Origin of the sequence: Streptomyces sp. NBC_01257, assembly GCF_035917255.1 — a bacterium.
Classification (GTDB): domain Bacteria; phylum Actinomycetota; class Actinomycetes; order Streptomycetales; family Streptomycetaceae; genus Streptomyces.
Genome location: NZ_CP108472.1, coordinates 3,462,353 through 3,480,727, shown reverse-complemented (window position 1 = coordinate 3,480,727; position 18,375 = coordinate 3,462,353). Strand labels below are relative to the sequence as shown.

Below are 18,375 nucleotides of genomic sequence, written 5' to 3'. Positions count from 1 at the left end.
GAGACTTAGATACTAAAAGCTTAAGCAGGATCACAGTAAAGAAGGAAAGGCTGAACGTCCCCGAACAGCGGGCCAAAAGTCCCCCCACCCGCCGGATAGGCTTCCGCCCATGTCTCGTATCGACGGCCGCACCCCCGACCAGCTCCGCCCCGTCACCATCGAACGCGGATGGAGCAAGCACGCCGAAGGATCCGTACTCATCTCCTTCGGCGACACCAAAGTCTTCTGCACCGCCTCCGTCACCGAAGGCGTCCCGCGCTGGCGCAAGGGCAGCGGCGAAGGCTGGGTCACCGCCGAATACTCGATGCTGCCCCGCTCCACCAACACCCGCGGCGACCGCGAATCCGTACGCGGCAAGATCGGCGGCCGCACCCACGAGATCAGCCGCCTCATCGGCCGCTCCCTGCGCGCCGTGATCGACTACAAGGCCCTCGGCGAGAACACCGTCGTCCTGGACTGCGACGTCCTCCAGGCCGACGGAGGCACCCGCACCGCCGCCATCACCGGCGCCTACGTCGCCCTCGCCGACGCCATCACCTGGGCCCAGGGCAAGAAGATCATCAAGCACGGCCGCAAGCCGCTCACCGGCACCGTCTCCGCGATCAGCGTCGGCATCGTCGACGGCACCCCCCTCCTCGACCTCTGCTACGAGGAAGACGTCCGCGCCGAGACCGACATGAACGTCGTCTGCACCGGCGACGGCCGCTTCGTCGAGATCCAGGGCACCGCCGAGGCCGAGCCCTTCGACCGCAAGGAACTGAACGCCCTCCTCGACCTCGCCACCGCCGGCTGCGTCGACCTCACCCAGCTCCAGAACGACGCCCTCGCCCGCACCCTCGGCGAGTAACGACGAGGACAGGCCCGGGTAAAGAAGCAACCAAGTCCCACTCCACAGCGTCGATACGAATACGGGCGCACGGGTCGAACCGTGCGCCCGTCCGCGTATCCGCACCCGGGGAGGGACCCACCATGGCCACGCGCCACCGACGCCACCGCCGCACCGCCCTGGCCATCACCGCCGCACTGCTCACCGTCACCGCGGCGGCCGGCTGCGGCGCCCTCGACAAGACACTCGACTGCGTCCGCACCGCCGACGCCATCGCCACCAGCGTCGACAACCTCCAGCAGGCCGTCGCCAACGCCTCCAACGACCCCACCCAGGCCTCCGAGTCACTCGACGAGATCGAGAAGGAACTCGGCAACCTCGGCGACAAGACCGACAACGCCGACCTCAGCAAGGCCGTCGACGACCTCCAGGCCGGCGTCGCCAACGTCCGCGGCTCCATCGACAAGGGCGACGCCACCCCCGACATCACCCCCGTCACCGACGCCGCCGCGGAGATCGCCAAGGTCTGCACCCCGTAAGGCGCAGCCACCCCGGCGGCGATAATCGGGACATGACCCGCCTCATCCTCGCCACCCGCAACGCCGGGAAGATCACCGAACTCCACGCGATCCTCGCCGACGCAGGCCTCACCTACGAACTCGTCGGCGCGGACGCGTACCCGGAGATCCCCGACGTCAAGGAAACCGGCGTCACCTTCGCCGAGAACGCCCTCCTCAAGGCCCACGCCCTCGCCCAGGCCACCGGCCACCCGGCCATCGCCGACGACTCCGGCCTCTGCGTCGACGTACTGAACGGCGCCCCCGGCATCTTCTCCGCCCGCTGGGCAGGCACCCACGGCAACGACCAGGCCAACCTCGACCTGCTCCTGGCCCAGCTCTCCGACATCGACGCCCCGCACCGCGCCGCCCACTTCGCCTGCGCCGCCGCCCTCGCACTCCCGGACGGCACGGAACGCGTGGTCGAGGGCCGCCTGCCCGGCACCCTGCGCCACACCCCGTCCGGCACGGGCGGCTTCGGCTACGACCCGATCCTCCAGCCGGAGGGCGAGACCCGGACCTGCGCGGAACTGACCCCGGCGGAGAAGAACGCGATCAGCCACCGGGGGAAGGCGTTCCGGGCGCTGGTGCCGGTGGTGCGGGAGTTGGTGGGGTGAACGACGCGATGGGCCGCCCCTGTGGGACGGCCCATCTGTGGTGCGGCCGGTGGGATTCGAACCCACACAGGATTGCTCCCAGATGCCCCTAAAACACCCGCCGATACCAGTTTGGCTACGGCCGCATACTTGGGTCCATCGTAGCGGGCGGGATGGTCTTCGGGGCAGACAGGTCACCGCTCGCGGACTCCGAAACGGCTGTCTTCTTCCGGCACCAGGTCTCTGTGAGTGCGTGGCAATTCGGGCACAAATAGCGCAGGTTCTAGGCCCGGTTGTCCAGCCAGTTGCCGTTGACGTGGTCGATCTGGAGCGTGATCGATCGACCCAGCCACTCGCCAGTGTTGCCACAGGACGTGCAGCGGTACGTTACGCCGAGCTCCTGGAGCGCCCGGTGAAGGCGTGTTCGGTTCGCTCGAGTCGATCCCTGCGGCATGATCACGAGTGCTGTTGGTGCAATCTGCTTCTGCTTCGGAACTTGTACAGATGCCCACGAGCGGCGTTTGAAGTGGCTTGTATCCAGTTCCATCTGCAGGATCTTGCGTCGTACCCGCCGGTGGTTGGAATCGGTCACCTCAAGGCCGAGCGCCTGAACGACCTCGACGTAACTGAAAGCCTTCCGTACTGCAGTACTCAGGCCTTCCTCTGGGATGTAGACGCGGGCGTTGCGGAAGTGGCAGGTGTTGATGCTCCTCCTGCGAAGCATTGCAGCCACTGCGGCGCGTGATCGGCCGTCATCCGGGACGCCAAGAGCTCGCGCCACCCCGCGGACGGACTGGCTGGAGTCGGCGGCAGCCTGCAGTTCCTCGGCACTGAACAGGAGGTCCAACTGGGGGCGATTCATTCCAGGGAAGTGGCTGACGTCGATCCCCGCAGCCGCGATGCGACGGGCTATGTGAGACAGGGTGCCCGTGGCCGGAGTGGCGCCCAGTTTGAGGACGACCTCGCGCAGGGATGATGACGACGTCGCTGCGGCGGCGATGGCCGCATCAGGGTATTTGCGCCACGGACTGCGCTGCTTGAAGTGAGTTGTGTCGAGTCCGAGTTCCGTGACCTTCGCCTTGAGTGTGCGGTGCCTTCCGCCGCTCTCCTTCAGGCCCAGTCGGCGCATGAGATCGGTCCAGTTGCTTGCGGCTTCCACAGCCAGTGCGAGTCTTGCTGGGTCGTACACCTCGGACATTCCCCCTCCGCATCCGGCCGCCCGTTCGCGGCCTCGTACGGAGTAACGAACCGTTTATCGGAGAGTCACGTCCGATATCCGACAAGATGCGGAATGGCCCGCGCCGCTTCGGCGACAACCGAAGCGGCGCAGGCCATTCCCATGCAGGACGGGACGGGTCAGAACTTCGGGTCCGGCGTCTGCGCCTGGACCAGTTCCTCCGCCTCCTCGCTCGTCTCCACCGACGGGGGCGAACCCGCCAGCGGCTTGTTCGCGGTCTCCTTCATGCAGGCCACCGCGATCACGCCGACCAGCGCCGCCGCCATCGCGTAGTACGCCGGCATCAGGTTGGTGCCCGACCAGCTGATCAGGGCCGTGATGACCAGCGGGGTCGTACCGCCGAAGATCGACGCGGAGAGGTTGTAGCCCACCGACAGGGAGCCGTAGCGGACCTGCGTGGGGAACAGGGCCGGGAGGGCGGCGGACATCGTGCCGAGCATGCAGACCAGGGAGAGGCCCAGCATCAGCATGCCGATCGTGATCGCCGGGATGCTGCCCTGGCGGATCAGGAGGAAGGCCGGCAGGGAGAAGATCAGGAAGCCGAGCATCCCCGTCATGAGCAGGGGCTTGCGGCCGAAGTGGTCGGAGAGCTTGCCCACCTGGCTGATGATCAGCATCAGGAACACCATGACGCCGAGCAGGATCAGCAGGCCGTGGGTCTCGCTGTAGCCGAGCTCGTCGGAGAGGTACGTCGGCATGTACGACAGCAGCATGTAGTCGGTGATGTTGTATGCGCCGACCAGGCAGATGCAGAGGATCAGCGTCGGCCAGTAGTCGCGGAAGATCTTGGCGAGGTCGCCCTTGGCGGTCGTCTCGACGCCGTCCGCGGCCTCCGTGGCGTGGGCGGTGCCGCCCTCCAGCTTCTGGAAGGCGGGGGTCTCGTCGAGGCGCAGTCGCAGGTAGAGGCCGACGAGGCCGAGCGGGCCGGCGACGAGGAAGGGGACGCGCCAGCCCCAGGCTTCCATCTGGGTGTCGTTGAGGAGTGCGTAGAGCGCGGTGACCAGGCCGGCCGCTCCGACGTAGCCGGCCAGGGTGCCGAATTCGAGGAAGCTGCCGAAGTAGCCGCGTCGTTTGTCGGGGGCGTACTCGGCGATGAAGGTGGAGGCGCCGCCGTACTCGCCGCCGGTGGAGAAGCCCTGGAGCATCCGGAAGAGGATGAGGAGGATGGGGGCCCCGACGCCGATGGTGTCGTGGGAGGGGATGACGCCGATGGCGAAGGTGCCGACCGCCATGAGGATCATGGTGAGGGCGAGGACCTTCTTGCGGCCGATCTTGTCGCCCATGGGGCCGAAGAACATGCCGCCGAGCGGTCGTACGAGGAAGGCGACGGCGAAGGTGGCGAAGGAGGAGAGGAGCTGGGTTGTGTCGTTCCCGGACGGGAAGAAGACATGGCCCAGGGTCGCCGCCAGGTAGGAGTAGATGCCGAAGTCGAACCACTCCATGGCGTTACCGAGTGAGGCCGCCTTGACCGCGCGCTTCACCGCCTGGTCGTCCGTGACGGTGATGTCCGTCCTGCGCAGCTTGGGGTTCTGGCGCTTTCGGATGGCACGGAAGAGGGCGGGGTGCCGTTTGACCGCTTCGGGGTCGGCCGCCTGCTGGGGGTCGGAGGCCGCCATGGCCGGGTCCTTTCCTCGGTGGGTGTTCCAGGAAAGGCTTCTGCGCGGACATGGCGGTTGCAAACCGATTCGGCGGTGGATTGGGATGTCCATCACATGTTTTCGGCCGTTCGGCCCAATCCAGGGGTGTGTTTCCGCCGTTTTCCTGCCGGTCGGGTCAGATGCCCAGGTCCTTGATGATCTTGGCGACGTGGCCGGTGGCCTTGACGTTGTAGAAGGCGTGTTCGACCTTGCCGTCCTCGTCGACGACGATCGTCGACCGGATGACGCCCGTCACCGTTTTGCCGTAGAGCTTCTTCTCGCCGAAGGCGGCGTAGGCCTCCAGGGTCTCCTTGGCGGGGTCGCCGACCAGGGTGACCTTGAGATTCTCCTTCTCGCGGAACTTGGCGAGCTTCTCGGGCTTGTCGGGGGAGACGCCGATGACGTCGTATCCGGCGCCGGCCAGGAGGTCGAGGTTGTCGGTGAAGTCGCAGGCCTGCTTGGTGCAGCCGGGGGTGAGGGCGGCCGGGTAGAAGTAGACGATGACCTTGCGGCCCTTGTGGTCGGCGAGCGATACGTCGTTGCCGTCGGCGTCGGGGAGGGTGAAGGCGGGGGCGGTGTCGCCGGTCTTGAGTCGCTCGCTCATGGTTCTCCTCTTTGGTGCGCGGGGTGTACGGGACCGAGCGTAATAGGGGTGCCGCCGGGTGCGGGGGCGGTCGAGCTGACAGACTGTCGATGAAGGTTTACCGGACGAGGACCACGGAGGCGGCGCAGTGTCGGATGCCAGGACCCCTGCGCAGATCGAGGCGGACATCATCAGCAGGCGCGAGCAGCTCGCGGTGGTGCTCGATGAGATCGGGGTGCGGGTGCACCCGAAGACGATCATCGGTGACGTGAAGGCGAAGGCGGCCGGGGCGGTGGACCGGACGGCCGGGCGGGCGTTCGTCGCGGTGAACCGGACGGTGTCGGACGTGAAGGCGCAGTTCGTTTCGGAGGAGGGTTCGCCGCGTCTGGAGCGGGTGATTCCGGTGGCGTTGCTCGCGGTGGGTGTGGTGGGTCTGCTCACTGTGTCCGCGCAGCGGAAGAAGCGTTGAGCCCCGAGGGCGCCAGGTGGTGTCGCGGCCGGGTAGGTTGCGGGGCGTGAGCGAGAACACCGACGACAAGCTGCCCATCCGGATGCTGCACGACCGTGTGCTGGTCCGGTCCGATTCGCCCGAGGGTGAGCGGCGTTCCGGCGGCGGCATCCTGATTCCGGCGACGGCCGCGGTCGGCCGCCGGCTGGGCTGGGCCGTGGTGGTCGCGGTGGGGCAGAACGTGCGGACGGTCGAGCCGGGGGACCGGGTGCTGTACGACCCCGAGGACCGTGCCGAGGTCGAGGTGCGGGGTGTGGCGTACGTGCTGATGCGGGAGCGGGATCTGCATGCGGTGGCGGCGGACCGGTTCGAGGGTTCGGTGGATTCGACCGGGCTGTATCTGTAGCTCCGGATCGTGCTGTGCGGGGCCTGGTGACGGTTGTCACCAGGCCCTTTGCCTGTTCTTTGCTACGGTGGTGGGACCCCGACGAGACGCGCCGTACCGGGCTTTTTGCAAAGACGACGCACCGTGTTGTTCGCGTGTTCTGTCGTCGGAGGTGCCGTCATGGCGTGGGTTCTGCTGGTGGTCGCTGGTCTTCTGGAAGTGGCCTGGTCGATCGGGATGAAGTACACCGAGGGGTTCACTCGGCTGTGGCCGAGTGTGTTCACCGGTCTGGGGATCGTCGCGAGCATGCTGTTGCTGTCGCATGCGGCGCGGACGCTGCCGATCGGTACGGCGTACGGGGTGTGGGTCGGTATCGGTGCGGCGGGTGCGGCGGTGCTGGGCATGGTGGTGCTGCATGAGCCGGTGACCGCGGCCCGGATCTTCTTCGTGTGTCTGCTGTTGGTGGCTGTGGTGGGGCTGAAGGCGACCTCGGGGCACTGACCCGCGCTGGTCCGTGCCCCGGGGTGGCCTACGGGAGTGCCGGGGCGCGGGTGCCGCGGGCGCCTTCGAGGAAGCCGCCGCCGCCGTTGTCCCCGCCGCCGTTGTCCTGGCCGCCCGTGCCGTCGCCGCCCGTGCCGCCTCCGTCGTCTCCGCCTCCGGTGCCGCCGCCGTCCGTCGCTCCGCCGGTGTCGGTGCCGCCGATGGGGGTGTCGGTGGTGCCGGGGGTGGTCTGCGGGGTGGACGGGGTGGTGGGCGGTGTGCTGGACGGGGTGTTCGGGGGTGTGCTGGAGGGGGTCCGGGAGGGCTGTCCGGTGTCGCCGGTCGCCGTGTCCTCGTCGGTGGGCAGGTCCGTCTCGTCGGTGCCGCTCTCCAGGTCGAGGTCGAACTCCTCGACGGTGGTGCCGCGCAGTGCGGCGCCGGTGTACTGGGCCCAGGTCTGGGCGGGTGCGCCGCCGCCGTTGATGCGGGGCAGGCCGAGTGCTCCGTAGAGGGGTTTCTGGGCGCCGGTGTCGGGGTCCTGGCCCATGACGGAGATGACGGTGGCGAGGCCGGGGGTGTAGCCGGCGAACCAGGCGGCCTTGTCCTCCTCGGCGGTGCCGGTCTTTCCGGCGGCGGGGCGGCCCGCGGCCTGGGCGGCGGTGCCGGTGCCGCCGTCGACGACGCTCCGCAGGATCGAGGTGGTGGTGTCGGCGGCCTCGCGGGTGACGGTCTGCTTGGTCGTGCGGTCGGGGAGTTTGACGCTCTCGCCGTCCTTGGTGACCTTGCCGACGAGGACGTGGGCGCCGTGCTTGCCGTGGTTGGCGAGGGTGGCGTAGGCCTCGGTCATGTCGAGGACGCTGGCGGTGGCGGGGCCGAGGGCGATCGACGGGGAGGCGGTGAGGTCGGGGGTGTTCTTGGGGATGCCGAGGTCGATGGCGGTGCTGCGGACCTTCTCCGGTCCGACGTCCTCGGCCATCTGGGCGTAGACGGCGTTGACTGACTTGTCGGTGGCGGTGCGGACGGTGATGGGGCCGTAGCTGACGTCGTCCTCGTTGGCGGGGTCGTATCCGGTGGGTCCGTCGGGGCCCTGGACCATGCGTTTGTTGGTGCCGTCGTAGACGGTGCTGGGAGTGATGCGGCGGCCGTCCTGGGTGGTGGAGTCGTTGGCGACGGCGGAGGTGAAGACGAACGGTTTGAAGGTGGAGCCGACCTGGTAGTCGCGGCGGGTCGCGTTGTTGACGTACTGCTTGGTGTAGTCGATGCCGCCGTACAGGGCGAGGACGTTGCCGGTGGCGGGGTCGATGGAGGCGCCGCCGACGCGGACGTTGCGGTCGGCCTTGTTCTTCTTGCTGGTCTTGGACATGACGTTGTCGTCGACGGCCTTGACGAGGGCGTCCTGCTTCTTCTTCTCCAGCGTGGTGGTGATGCGGTAGCCGCGGGTGGCGAGGGTCTTCTCGTCGAGGATGTCGTTCTGGACGAGGTAGTCCTCGACGGCCTGGACGAGGTAGCCGCGCTGTCCGGAGAGGCTGTTGGCGGGCTTGACCGGGCCGGGCAGGGGGAAGGTGAGGCGGGCGCGTTCGCCGGCGTCGAGCCATTCCTCCTTCACCATGCCGTCGAGTACGTAGTTCCAGCGGGCGAGGGCCGCGGATTTGTTCTCGGGGTGAGTGATGACGTCGTAGGCGCTCGGGGCGTTGAGCAGGGAGGCGAGGTAGGCGCCTTCGGCGGTGGTGATGTCGCCGATGTCCTTGCTGTAGTAGGCCTGGGCGGCGGCCTGGATGCCGTAGGCGTTGCGGCCGAAGTAGCTGGTGTTGAGGTAGCCCTCGAAGATCTGGTCCTTGGACTCCTCGCGGTTGAGCTTGATCGCGATGAAGAATTCCTTGATCTTGCGTCCGACGGTCTGTTCCTGGCCCAGGTAGTAGTTCTTGACGTACTGCTGGGTGATGGTCGAGCCGCCCTGTTTGCCCTTGCCGGTGAGGGTGTTCCAGCCGGCCCGGAACATCGCTTTGATGTCGACGGCGCGTTCGGAGTAGAAGTCGCGGTCCTCGGCGGCGAGGACGGCGTGCTGGACGGTGCGGGGGACTTGGGCGAGTTTGATGTTCTCCCTGTTCACCTCGCCGTCGCGGGCGATGACGCTGCCGTCCTTGTAGAGGTACACGTTGGACTGGGCGGTGGCGCTGGCGTTGGCGGGCGGGATGTCGACGAGCTGGTAGCCGGCGATGAAGCCGCCGATCAGGACCAGGGCGATGAGCAGGATGCCGCCGAGGACCATGCGCCAGGTGGGGATCGCGCGGCGCCAGCCGGTGCGTTTGGGGCGCTTGGGCTTCTTCTGCTTCTTCTGTTTGTCCGCGCCGGTGGCGTCCGGGGCCGGGGTGCCCTGCTTCGCGGGGGCGGCAGCGTCGGCAGGCAGGTCTCTGGGGGTCCAGCCGCGGGGGGCGGGGTCCCCGTTCTGCTGCTGTGGCTCGTCGCTCATGTCGGTGCAGACTCCTCGGCCGCGGTCAGTTCCCCCATAGTGCACTTTTCTGCGGAATAACCATCGGATCGACCTTCGTAAAGCGGTCGCGGCGGTTGCCCCGGCTGGGCTAGGCTCCTGCGCTTTGGTGTCCACGCGTGGTGGGGCACCCCGATTGCGGGGGGTGGTTGCTGTGCGGCTCTACGCGGTGGTGGCGGCGGGCGGGTTCCGGCGCTATGCCACGTACCGGATCGAGACGGCCGCGGGGGTGTTCACCAACACCGTCTTCGGCTTCATTCTGGCGTACACGTATGCGGCGCTGTGGGACGAGCGTCCGCAGCTCGGCGGATACGACATGTCGCAGGCGCTCACGTATGTGTGGCTGGGCCAGGCGCTTCTGATGACGTGCGTGATGATGGGCGGCGGTTTCGAGAACGAGCTGATCGAGCGGATCCGTACGGGTGATATCGCGGTCGATCTCTACCGGCCTGTTGACCTTCAACTGTGGTGGCTGGCGGGTGACTTGGGTCGGGCGGCGTTTCATCTGCTGGGGCGCGGCATCGTGCCGATGGTCCTCGGTTCGCTCGCGTTCGATCTGGTGATGCCCGCGTCGCCGGGGACCTGGGTGGCGTTCCTGGTCGCGGTGGCGCTGGGTGTCGTGGTGAGTTTCGCGCTCCGCTATCTGGTCGCGCTGTCGGCGTTCTGGCTGATGGACGGGGCGGGGGTGGCGCAGATGTCGTTCCTGGCGGGGATGTTCTTCTCGGGGATGCTGCTGCCGCTGAATCTGTTCCCGGGGCTGCTGGGTGAGGTGGCGCGGGCGCTGCCGTGGTCGGCGCTGCTCCAGGTGCCGGCCGATGTGTTCCTCGGCAAGCACACGGGCTGGGGCCTGGTGCGGGTGTACGCGTTCCAGGCGGGCTGGGCGCTGGTGCTGCTGCTGGCGGGGCGGTTGGTGCAGTCGGTGGCGACGCGGAGGGTGGTGGTCCAGGGTGGCTGAGGTGGTGGACGCGGTCGTGGGTGACGCGCCCGATGCGGTGTTCGTTCCCCGGTCGCGGGTGGTCGAGGGGGTCCGGGCGTACGGGCTGATCGTCGCGATGTGGCTGCGCTCGACGATGGCGTACCGGGCGTCGTTCGTGATGATGGCGCTCGGGAACTTCGCGGCGACGGCGTTCGACTTCGTCACGATCGTGCTGATGTTCTCGCACGTGGATGTGCTGGGCGGGTTCACGCTGCCGGAGATCGCCCTGTTGTACGGGTCGGCGGGTACGGCGTTCGGGCTGGCGGATCTGCTGATGGGGTCGATGGACCGGCTGGGCCAGCGGGTGCGGGACGGCACGCTGGACACGTTGCTGGTGCGGCCGGTCCCGGTGATCGCGCAGGTGGCGGCGGACCGGTTCGCGCTGCGCAGGCTGGGGCGGGTGTCCCAGGGGCTGCTGGTGTTCGGCTATGCGCTGGTGACGCTGGACATCGAGTGGACCGTGGCGAAGGTGGTGCTGGTGCCGCTGATGGTGCTGAGCGGGGCGGCGATCTTCTCGGCGGTGTTCGTGGCCGGCGGGGCGTTCCAGTTCGTCGCGCAGGATGCCTCGCAGGTGCAGAACTCCTTTACGTACGGAGGGGCGACGCTGCTCCAGTACCCGCCGTCGGTTTTCGCGACGGATCTGGTGCGCGGGGTGACGTTCGTCGTGCCGCTGGCTTTCGTGAACTGGCTGCCTTGTCTGTATGTGCTGGGCCGGGACTATCCGCTGGGGCTGCCGGACTGGGTGGCGTTCCTGTCGCCGCTGGTGGCGGGCGTGTGCTGGGTGGGTGCCGGTCTGGCGTGGCGGGCGGGGCTGAGGGCGTACCGGAGCACGGGAAGTTGACGGAGTGACGGGCGAGAAGGGGCGTGAAGGGGTGTGAAGGGTATGGATACGGACTTCATCGAGCTCGACGGTGTCGAGAAGGTCTTCGACGTCCGCCGCAGGACGGGTTTCCTGCGCAGCGAACGCCGCGAGGTGCGGGCTGTCGACGGGATCAGTTTCCGCGTGGCGCGCGGTGAGATGGTCGGCTACATCGGACCGAACGGGGCGGGGAAGTCGACGACGATCAAGATGCTGACCGGCATTCTCACGCCGAGCGGCGGTTCGCTGCGGGTGGCGGGCATCGATCCCTCCCGGGAGCGTACGAGGCTGGCGCAGCGGATCGGGGTGGTCTTCGGGCAGCGCACCACGCTGTGGTGGGACCTGCCGCTGCGCGACTCGTACCGGCTGGTCCACCGGATGTACCGGATTCCCGATGCCCGCTTCCGCGCCAACATGGACCGCTGCATCGAACTCCTGGACCTGGCGGAGCTGTTGGACGTGCCGGTGCGGCAGCTGTCGCTCGGGCAGCGGATGCGTGGCGACATCGCGGCGGCACTGCTGCACGATCCGGAGGTGCTGTACCTGGACGAGCCGACGATCGGCCTCGATGTGGTGTCCAAGGCCAAGGTCCGTGGATTCCTGCGGGACTTGAACGCGGAGCGCGGTACGACGGTGCTGCTCACCACGCACGACCTGACCGACATCGAGCAGCTGTGCAAGCGGGTGATGGTGATCGACCACGGCCGTCTGATGTACGACGGTGCGCTCGCGGGGCTGCATGAGGTGGGCGAGAGCGAGCGGATGCTCGTGGTGGACCTGGAGCGTGAACTCCCCCCGATCCGGCTGGAGTCGGAGCCCTCGGTGCGCACGGTGAAGGTGGAGGGGGTGCGGCAGTGGCTGGCGTTCCCGGCGTCCGCGTCGGCGGCCCCGCTGGTGGCCCGGATCGCCGCGGACTACCCGCTGGTGGACCTGTCGGTGCGGGAGCCGGACATCGAGGCGGTCATCGCGAAGATGTACGCGTCGGCCACCGGTCTTTGAATCGGTGACGGGAGCGGACGCGTTCAATAGGCTGCACGGTATGACAAGCGAACTTCCGGATATGCGCGCCTCCGATGCCGAACGTGAACGGATCGCCGAGGTCCTGCGCGAGGCGGTGGCCGAGGGCCGGCTGCGGATGGAGGAGTTCGAGACGCGGCTCGACGCGGCCTACAAGGCCCGTACGCACGGTGAGCTCGAACCGCTGGTCCGCGATCTGCCTGCCCCCGGTGGCGCCCCGGTGGCCCCGGTCGTCGCGGGGCAGCCCCGGACGGGGTCGATGGCCCGCTGGCCGGACCGGATCGGCAAGCCGGCCACGTCGCAGGGCGGCTTCGCGCTCTGGGGCGGGTTCCGGCGTCAGGGGAACTGGACCATCGGCCGGGTGTTCACCGCGTTCGCGATGTGGGGCGGCGGCAACATCGATCTGCGCGAGGCGAATTTCGAGTCCCGTGAGGTGGTCATCCGCTGCTTCACGATCATGGGTGGCATTCATGTGACGGTCCCCCCGGACCTGAACGTGGACGTGCGTGGCTTCGGCATCATGGGCGGCTTCGGCGAGCACTCGAAGGACGCCGGGATCCCCGCACCGGATGCTCCCCGGGTGCGGATCACCGGCTTCGCGCTGATGGGCGGTGTCGGTGTGTGGCAGAAGCGGAGCAAGGCCGAGAAGCAGCGGCTGCGGGACGCGGAGCGTGAGCGTCCGCGGCTGGAGAAGGGCGACGGCGACCGCTAGGGCCTTCGCTCCCGCTCGCCGCCCCCGCTCACAGCGCGTCCGACGACGGCTGGGCGCGCAGCAGGTCGGCCACGTCGGGCAGGGAGCCCAGGCGCTGGTAGCCGGCGTCGGTCAGGTGCAGGTGGTCGCCCGAGTCGTAGGCGGGCAGCAGCCGGTCCGGCAGGGACGGGTCGCGGACCGCGCGGTCGAAGTCGAGGACCTGGTCGAAGACACCGCCCGCGCGGATCGTCTCGTTGACCGCGGTGCGTACGGCGTTCCGGGCGGGGGTCCAGTTGCGATGGCCCTCGTACGGCATCAGGGTCGCGCCGATGACCCGCAGCCCGCGGGCGTGCGCGCGCTGGGTCAGGGCGCGCAGGGCGTCCGTGATCCTGGCCGGGTCCGTCTCCTGGGGGGAGGCCTGGACGTCGTTGATGCCGAGGGCGATGACGACGGTCTTCACCCCGGTGACGCCCAGGACGTCGCGGTCGAAGCGGCTGAGGGCGCGCGGGCCGATGCCGTCGCGCAGGATGCGGTTGCCGGCGATGCCCTGGTTCACGACCGCGTACCGGCCGTGCAGCCGGTCGGCGAGGACGTCGGGCCAGCGGCTGTTCGCGTCGGTGGTGGAGCCGCTGCCCGCGGTGAGGGAGTCGCCGATCGCGACGAGGGTTCCGGTGGAGGTCTCGCCCCGCACGTCCACGGCGGTGAGGTAGCGCCAGTCGGCGGTGCTCCAGGTGCCGTCCGGGTCCTCGGTGTACGAGGTCTGGTGGCTGCCGGGGTGGAGGGTGACGGGGCCCCGGGCGGTGGGAGTGCGCAGGGTGACGACGAGATCGGCGTCGGCGACGACCGGGACGACGACGGGGTCGCTGACGATCTGCCGGCCGGCGGCGACGGTGACGGAGGGGGCGCCGCGGAACGTCACCGGGCGGGTGTTCACGGTGGCGTGGTCGATGAGGAGCGGATGCGTACCGAAGAGGTTGGAGAGGGTGATCCGGGCCTCGGTGCCGCCGATGCTGGTGTGCACGACGTTACGGATGGTGCGCAGGCTCGGGTCGGTGCCCCGGTCCGGGTCGAGTTCCCCGCGGACGGGTGCCGCGGCCCAGGTGGCGAGCCAGAGGCCGGTGGAGTGGGCGGGCGCTGCGGGCGTCCGGGCCACGCCCTGCGGGGCGGTGGTGGCAGCCGCCTTCGCCCGGGGCCCGGAGAACAGCAGCGAGCCCGCGAACGCCACGACGGCGGCGAGCGCGGCGGTGCCCGCCACGAGGGCTATGAGCAGGGTGTACCCCTGGCGCCTGGGCATGGACGGTGTGTCTCCTCGTTCGTTCGTTCGTGGACCGGTTCCCATGATGCGGCAGGGCGCGGGGAACTCGACGTGCGGCCCGGGAGTAGGTCAGGCAGGGACAATGCGTACGGGGCGCCGGGGGCGCTGGGCACGCGGACGGGTGGAGCGGATGGAACGGATCGAAGGCACCGGACCGGACGAGCGGAGCGCCGGCACGGGCGCGCCCCCGGGCGGGGGTGCGGGCGGGCGTGGGAGCCCGGTGGCGGGTGTCCGGCGCCCGGGCGCCTCCCTCGCCTCGTTCGCGTACACGGCGGCGGACGAGGAGAAGCGTCGTGGCGTACGCCGTATGAAGACCACGGCCACCGGCCTCCTTCTGCTGGTCGCGCTGGTGTACGTCCTCGCCACCTGGGCGAAGAACGAGGGGGTGAGCGGCTGGCCGGGCTTCGTCGCGGCGGCCGCCGAGGCGGGAATGGTGGGTGCGCTGGCCGACTGGTTCGCCGTCACTGCCCTCTTCAAGCGTCCGCTCGGCCTGCCGATTCCGCACACCGCCATCATTCCCACCAAGAAGGACCAGCTGGGGGCCTCCCTCGGTTCCTTCGTCGGGGAGAACTTTCTGTCGGGCGATGTCGTCCGCGACCGCATCCACTCCCTGGCCATCGGCGGCCGGCTCGGTGCGTGGCTCGCGGAGCCGGAGCACGCGGACCGGGTGACGGCGGAGCTGTCGACCGCGCTGCGGGGCGCGCTGACCGTCCTGCGCGACTCCGACGTGCAGGCCGTGGTCGGTGAGGCGATCACCCGGCGGGCGAACGCGGCGGAGGTCGGCCCCGGTCTCGGGAAGATGCTGGAGAAGGTCGTCGCGGACGGCGGCCACCGCAAGGTGGTGGACCTGGTCTGCGCCCGGGCCCACGACTGGCTGGTGGAGCACAACGACTCGGTGATGGACGCGGTGCAGGGCGGGGCGCCGGGCTGGACCCCGCGGTTCGTCGACAAGCGGGTGGGCGAGCGGGTCTACAAGGAGCTGCTGCGGTTCGTCACCGAGATGCGCGACATGCCGGGCCATCCGGCGCGCGGCTCGATCGACACGTTCCTGACGGACTTCGCGGCCGATCTCCAGACGGACTCGGAGACCCGGGCCCGGGTGGAGCGGCTGAAGTCGGAGATCCTGGGGCGCGGCGAGGTCCAGGACGTGATCGCGTCCGCGTGGTCGTCGGTGCGGCAGATGGTGATCGCGGCGGCGGAGGACGAGCGGAGCGAGCTGCGGCTGCGCGCCCGTGCCTCTCTGATGGCGCTGGGTGCCCGGCTGGCGACGGACGGGCGGCTCCAGGCGAAGCTGGAGGGCTGGCTGGAGGACGCGGCCGTCTACGTCGTCACGACGTACCGGGCGGAGATCACGTCGTTGATCAGCGACACGGTGGCCGGCTGGGACGCGGACCAGACGTCGAAGAAGATCGAGGCGCACATCGGCCGTGACCTGCAGTTCATCCGGATCAACGGCACGGTGGTCGGCGCGCTGGCCGGTCTGCTGATCTACTCGGTGTCGCGGGCGTTCGGGGCGTAGGGGGCCGGGTGCGTGTCCGCCCTGTCGATTCGTTCGGACACGCACCCGGGTTACGCGGGGGAGTACCCATCCATACGGGGCCTGCCCCGCCCGCGTTCACCGCGGGGGAAGAAACTTCCGCCGGGCGGCCGGGGCGGCGCGGCGGACGGAGCTCCCGTTCAGGAGGCGCGGCGGGTGACCGCCCAGGACGCGGCGGCCACGGTGCCGGCCACGGTGAAGACGGCGGGCCACGCGCCGACCTTCTTCGCCAGCGGGTGCGAGCCCGCGAAGGCGGCCACGTACGCGGTGGTCAGGGCGACGGCGGCACGCGGTCCGGCCTGCCGGTTCCACTCGTACGCCGCGACACCGCCCGCGGCGGCGAGAGCGACCCCGCCCAGCGGACGCTTCCTGGTCCACCGTGCGACGGCGTAGCCGCCGACCAGTCCGCCCGCCGCCACCGCCGCTGCCGGAACCTTCGCCATCGCAGCCACCTCAGCTTTCTCGTGGATATCGCCGTACGCGCGGCGCATCGCCCGTACCGGCTCTCGGATCCGAGGCTAACGCGGCCTTTCGCCGACACGTCGCCGAGGGGGTGCACAAGCGTTTACCCTGGGGGTGAACAGACGTGCACCCCTTGTCGGCGTGCACCCCGTCGCCGCCGAGCACCGTACGGAGAACCATGCCCGCGGACATACCGGTCCCAGCCACCCCAGCGGCCCCCGAGGTCCGGGCCCCGCACCCCCGCTTCGCCGTCGGCGTGCTGGCCTTCTGCGGGGTCGTGGTCGCCGTCATGCAGACGATCGTCGTCCCGCTGCTGCCGCACATCCCCGAGCTGACCGGCGCCACCCCCGCGGCCGCGAGCTGGCTGGTCACCGTCACCCTCCTCACCGGCGCGGTCTTCACCCCGGTCCTCGGCCGGGTCGGCGACATGTACGGCAAGCGCCGGGTGCTCGTGGCCTCGCTCGGGGTGCTGGTCGTGGGCTCCGCGCTCTGCGCGGTCAGCTCCCACATCGGGGTGCTGATCACCGGCCGCGCCCTTCAGGGCGCCGCGATCGCCGTCGTGCCCCTGGGCATCAGCATCCTGCGCGACGAACTGCCGCCCGAGCGGGTGCTGTCGGCCGTCGCCCTGATGAGCTCGACGCTCGGGATCGGCGCCGCCATCGGCCTGCCGGTCGCGGCGCTCGTCGTGGAGAACTTCGACTGGCACACGATGTTCTGGGTCTCCGGCGTGATCGGCATCGTCGACATCGTGCTGGTGCTGGCGTGCGTACCGGAGTCCCCGCTGCGCAGCCGCGGCCGCTTCGACGCGATCGGGGCCCTGGGCCTGTCGGTCGCCCTCGTCTGCCTCCTGCTCGCCGTCACCCAGGGCGCCGACTGGGGCTGGGGATCGAGCCGCACGGTCGGCCTGCTCGTGACCGCGGTGGTGGTGGCACTGCTCTGGGGCGCGTACGAGCTCCGCGTGAGCACCCCCATGGTCGACCTGCGGGTCTCGGCGCGCCCGGCCGTCCTGCTCACCAACGTCGCGGCCCTGCTGATCGGCTTCGCGTTCTACGCGAACTCGCTGGTCACCGCCCAGATGGTGCAGGAGCCGAAGGCCACGGGGTACGGGCTCGGCGCCTCCCTCGTCGTCAGCGGACTGTGCCTGCTGCCCGGCGGCCTGGCGATGGTGGCGCTGTCGCCCGTCTCGGCCCGGATCTCGGCCAAGCACGGTCCCAAGGTGAGCCTCGCGCTCGCGGCCGGGATCATCGCCGTCGGCTACGGGGTGCGGTACTTCACCAGCCACAGCCTGTGGCTGATCGTCGCGGGCGCCACGGTCGTCGCCTCCGGCACGGCCATCGCCTACTCGGCGCTGCCCGCGCTCGTGATGCGGGGCGTCCCGGTCAGCGAGACCGGGGCGGCCAACGGCCTGAACACCCTCATGCGCTCCATCGGGCAGGCCTTCTGCAGCGCGACCGTCGCCGCGGTGCTGGCCAACATCACCTTCCAGGCGGGCGGCAGGACCGCCCCGACGCTCCACGCGTACCAGCTGGTCTTCGTGATCGCGGCGGGCGCGGCCCTCGCGGCCCTCGTCGTCACGCTGTTCCTGCCGGGCCACAAGCCCGCCGGGGCGGGTACGGTCGGAGAGAACCGCAAGGCACCGGCGACCCGCGAGGCGGGTGTGCGGGCGGCAGGAATCCAGGAGGGCGCATGACCGGCGGCCAGGCCATCGCGACGGCCCCCGACCCCGCGGCGGCGGGCGGCACCGGCCGGTCCGCGATCCTGCGCGCGGCGCGCCGGGCGTTCACCCAGCGCCCGTACGCCGAGGTGACGATCCGCAGCATCGCGGCCGACGCGGGGGTGAGCCCGTCCCTGGTGGTCAAGCACTTCGGCCGCAAGGAGGAACTCTTCAACACGGTGGCCGACTTCGGCCCGGCCGCCGCGGAGCTCTTCGACGCCCCGCTCGACGTCCTGGGCCGCCACATGGTCGTCACGCTGGTGACCCACCGCCGCGAGCGCCAGTCCGACCCGCTGCTGCGCGTCGTGTTCTCTCTCGGCAACCAGGACGAACGCTCGCTGCTGCGCGACCGGTTCCACGAACAGGTCACCGACGCCCTGACCGCCCGGCTCCCCGGCCACGACCGCGCCCTGCGCGCCGAACTCCTGGCCGGCCACCTCCTGGGCCTCGGCGCGACCCTCGGCCTCCACCGCGAGGGCGCGGGTGCCCTGGCCACCCCGGAACGCATCGCCGACCTGTACGCGCCCGCGCTCCAGAAGCTGATCACCGGCTGACCTCTGGCCGGTC

The 18,375-nt window shown here is 69.8% G+C and carries 19 protein-coding genes, 1 tRNA gene and 1 riboswitch; of the genes, 13 read left to right on the top strand and 7 right to left on the bottom strand.

The window, feature by feature from the left end; genetic code table 11:
* Nucleotides 1-109: 109 nt before the first annotated feature.
* From rph to rdgB, 3 genes are all read left to right on the top strand, one after another.
* Nucleotides 110-847 (top strand): ribonuclease PH, encoded by a 738-nt coding sequence (gene rph, locus OG408_RS14755; RefSeq protein WP_266779287.1) that lies wholly within the window; start codon nucleotides 110-112, stop codon nucleotides 845-847.
* Between the two features lie 122 nt (nucleotides 848-969).
* Nucleotides 970-1,365 carry a hypothetical protein gene (locus OG408_RS14750; protein WP_285563737.1) on the top strand — a complete coding sequence of 132 codons (396 nt, stop codon included), beginning with the start codon at nucleotides 970-972 and terminating at the stop codon, nucleotides 1,363-1,365.
* A 32-nt stretch (nucleotides 1,366-1,397) separates the two neighbouring features.
* Nucleotides 1,398-2,000, top strand: a complete 603-nt coding sequence (gene rdgB / locus OG408_RS14745; RefSeq protein WP_266779283.1) for an RdgB/HAM1 family non-canonical purine NTP pyrophosphatase — start codon at nucleotides 1,398-1,400, stop codon at nucleotides 1,998-2,000.
* Between the two features lie 38 nt (nucleotides 2,001-2,038).
* On the opposite strand, the gene OG408_RS14740 is transcribed toward rdgB, so the two are convergent.
* The 4 genes from OG408_RS14740 to bcp all read right to left on the bottom strand — a co-directional run bounded on the left by OG408_RS14740 (nucleotide 2,039) and on the right by bcp (nucleotide 5,457).
* A tRNA-Leu gene (locus OG408_RS14740) sits at nucleotides 2,039-2,125 on the bottom strand.
* A gap of 137 nt (nucleotides 2,126-2,262) precedes the next feature.
* Nucleotides 2,263-3,177, bottom strand: a complete 915-nt coding sequence (locus OG408_RS14735; RefSeq protein ID WP_326670244.1) for an HNH endonuclease — start codon at nucleotides 3,175-3,177, stop codon at nucleotides 2,263-2,265.
* Between the two features lie 158 nt (nucleotides 3,178-3,335).
* Entirely contained in the window at nucleotides 3,336-4,832 is a 1,497-nt protein-coding gene (proP, locus tag OG408_RS14730; protein WP_266779277.1) for a glycine betaine/L-proline transporter ProP, read from the bottom strand.
* Nucleotides 4,833-4,989: 157 nt separating this feature from the next.
* Entirely contained in the window at nucleotides 4,990-5,457 is a 468-nt protein-coding gene (gene bcp / locus OG408_RS14725) for a thioredoxin-dependent thiol peroxidase (RefSeq protein ID WP_266779275.1), read from the bottom strand.
* Nucleotides 5,458-5,584: 127 nt separating this feature from the next.
* Here bcp and OG408_RS14720 point away from each other — a divergent pair, with 127 nt between their 5' ends.
* The 3 genes from OG408_RS14720 to OG408_RS14710 all read left to right on the top strand — a co-directional run bounded on the left by OG408_RS14720 (nucleotide 5,585) and on the right by OG408_RS14710 (nucleotide 6,770).
* A complete protein-coding gene (locus tag OG408_RS14720; RefSeq protein ID WP_266779273.1) occupies nucleotides 5,585-5,905 on the top strand; it encodes a DUF3618 domain-containing protein in 321 nt (106 codons plus the stop codon).
* 46 nt (nucleotides 5,906-5,951) lie between these two features.
* Nucleotides 5,952-6,290, top strand: a complete 339-nt coding sequence (locus OG408_RS14715; RefSeq protein WP_266779271.1) for a GroES family chaperonin — start codon at nucleotides 5,952-5,954, stop codon at nucleotides 6,288-6,290.
* A gap of 56 nt (nucleotides 6,291-6,346) precedes the next feature.
* Nucleotides 6,347-6,413: riboswitch (guanidine-III (ykkC-III) riboswitch) on the top strand.
* A gap of 36 nt (nucleotides 6,414-6,449) precedes the next feature.
* Nucleotides 6,450-6,770: a DMT family transporter gene (locus OG408_RS14710; protein WP_018555875.1), complete on the top strand. Its 321-nt coding sequence runs from the start codon at nucleotides 6,450-6,452 to the stop codon at nucleotides 6,768-6,770.
* Nucleotides 6,771-6,798: 28 nt separating this feature from the next.
* On the opposite strand, the gene OG408_RS14705 is transcribed toward OG408_RS14710, so the two are convergent.
* Nucleotides 6,799-9,219 carry a transglycosylase domain-containing protein gene (locus tag OG408_RS14705; RefSeq protein WP_326670240.1) on the bottom strand — a complete coding sequence of 807 codons (2,421 nt, stop codon included), beginning with the start codon at nucleotides 9,217-9,219 and terminating at the stop codon, nucleotides 6,799-6,801.
* A 172-nt stretch (nucleotides 9,220-9,391) separates the two neighbouring features.
* Between OG408_RS14705 and OG408_RS14700 the strand changes: the two genes are divergently transcribed.
* The 4 genes from OG408_RS14700 to OG408_RS14685 all read left to right on the top strand — a co-directional run bounded on the left by OG408_RS14700 (nucleotide 9,392) and on the right by OG408_RS14685 (nucleotide 12,801).
* Nucleotides 9,392-10,192 carry an ABC transporter permease gene (locus tag OG408_RS14700; protein ID WP_266779265.1) on the top strand — a complete coding sequence of 267 codons (801 nt, stop codon included), beginning with the start codon at nucleotides 9,392-9,394 and terminating at the stop codon, nucleotides 10,190-10,192.
* Entirely contained in the window at nucleotides 10,185-11,054 is an 870-nt protein-coding gene (locus OG408_RS14695; RefSeq protein ID WP_266779263.1) for an ABC transporter permease, read from the top strand. The genes OG408_RS14700 and OG408_RS14695 overlap by 8 nt, the downstream gene beginning before the upstream one ends.
* A 42-nt stretch (nucleotides 11,055-11,096) precedes the next feature.
* Entirely contained in the window at nucleotides 11,097-12,071 is a 975-nt protein-coding gene (locus OG408_RS14690) for an ABC transporter ATP-binding protein (protein ID WP_266779261.1), read from the top strand.
* 61 nt (nucleotides 12,072-12,132) lie between these two features.
* Nucleotides 12,133-12,801 (top strand): DUF1707 SHOCT-like domain-containing protein, encoded by a 669-nt coding sequence (locus tag OG408_RS14685; protein ID WP_326674542.1) that lies wholly within the window; start codon nucleotides 12,133-12,135, stop codon nucleotides 12,799-12,801.
* A gap of 28 nt (nucleotides 12,802-12,829) precedes the next feature.
* Here the strand turns inward: OG408_RS14685 and OG408_RS14680 are convergent, their stop codons facing one another.
* On the bottom strand, nucleotides 12,830-14,074 hold the full coding sequence (locus OG408_RS14680; protein ID WP_266779259.1) for an SGNH/GDSL hydrolase family protein: 1,245 nt from the start codon (nucleotides 14,072-14,074) through the stop codon (nucleotides 12,830-12,832).
* 151 nt (nucleotides 14,075-14,225) lie between these two features.
* On the opposite strand from OG408_RS14680, the gene OG408_RS14675 reads away from it, so the two are divergent.
* Nucleotides 14,226-15,614 (top strand): DUF445 domain-containing protein, encoded by a 1,389-nt coding sequence (locus OG408_RS14675; RefSeq protein ID WP_405403501.1) that lies wholly within the window; start codon nucleotides 14,226-14,228, stop codon nucleotides 15,612-15,614.
* 158 nt (nucleotides 15,615-15,772) lie between these two features.
* Here OG408_RS14675 and OG408_RS14670 read toward each other — a convergent pair whose 3' ends face one another.
* Nucleotides 15,773-16,075 carry a hypothetical protein gene (locus OG408_RS14670; protein ID WP_026171862.1) on the bottom strand — a complete coding sequence of 101 codons (303 nt, stop codon included), beginning with the start codon at nucleotides 16,073-16,075 and terminating at the stop codon, nucleotides 15,773-15,775.
* Nucleotides 16,076-16,272: 197 nt separating this feature from the next.
* On the opposite strand from OG408_RS14670, the gene OG408_RS14665 reads away from it, so the two are divergent.
* Both OG408_RS14665 and OG408_RS14660 read left to right on the top strand, forming a co-directional pair.
* Nucleotides 16,273-17,784, top strand: coding sequence for an MFS transporter (locus tag OG408_RS14665; protein WP_326670234.1), 1,512 nt, complete (start codon nucleotides 16,273-16,275; stop codon nucleotides 17,782-17,784).
* The gene (locus OG408_RS14660) at nucleotides 17,781-18,362 is read left to right on the top strand and encodes a TetR/AcrR family transcriptional regulator (protein WP_326670233.1); all 582 of its coding nucleotides are present in this window, start codon (nucleotides 17,781-17,783) and stop codon (nucleotides 18,360-18,362) included. Before OG408_RS14665 ends, OG408_RS14660 begins: the two co-directional genes overlap by 4 nt.
* Nucleotides 18,363-18,375 lie beyond the last annotated feature (13 nt).